Genomic DNA, 402 nt, shown 5'->3' with positions numbered 1-402 from the left:
GTGATCTCCTCTCGCACGAAGACCGACCTCGACGCCGTCGCCGCGCGCGTGGCCGACGCCGGGCGGCGCGCGCACGTCGTGCCTGCCGACCTCAGCGATCCCGCCGCGGCCGCCGCGCTCGCGCAGGTCGCGGTCGGCGAGTTCGGCCGCGTGGACATCGTGGTCAACAACGTCGGCGGCACCTACCCCCGCCCGCTGCTGGAGACCACACCCGAGTTCCTGGAGGAAGCCTTCCGCTTCAACGTCTCCACCGCGCACGCCCTCACCACCGCGGCCGTGCCGTTGATGACCGACGGCGGCGCGGTCGTCAACATCTCGTCGAACATGGGCCGCGTCGCCGGGCGCGGGTTCGCCGCCTACGGCACCGCCAAGGCCGCGCTCGCCCACTACACGCGCCTGGCC

At 73.9% G+C, this 402-nt stretch carries 1 protein-coding gene; it reads left to right on the top strand.

Annotated elements, in window-relative coordinates; translation table 11 throughout:
• Nucleotides 1-402, top strand: a 402-nt coding sequence (locus I6F33_RS38080) for an SDR family NAD(P)-dependent oxidoreductase (protein WP_225145810.1), incomplete at both ends; no start/stop codon positions are given.

This window comes from Bradyrhizobium sp. BRP20 (assembly GCF_020194215.1).
Taxonomy (GTDB): Bacteria; Pseudomonadota; Alphaproteobacteria; order Rhizobiales; family Xanthobacteraceae; genus Bradyrhizobium; species Bradyrhizobium yuanmingense.
Note: the sequence above shows the minus strand (reverse complement) of the source record. Positions and strands in the feature narration are given on the sequence as shown.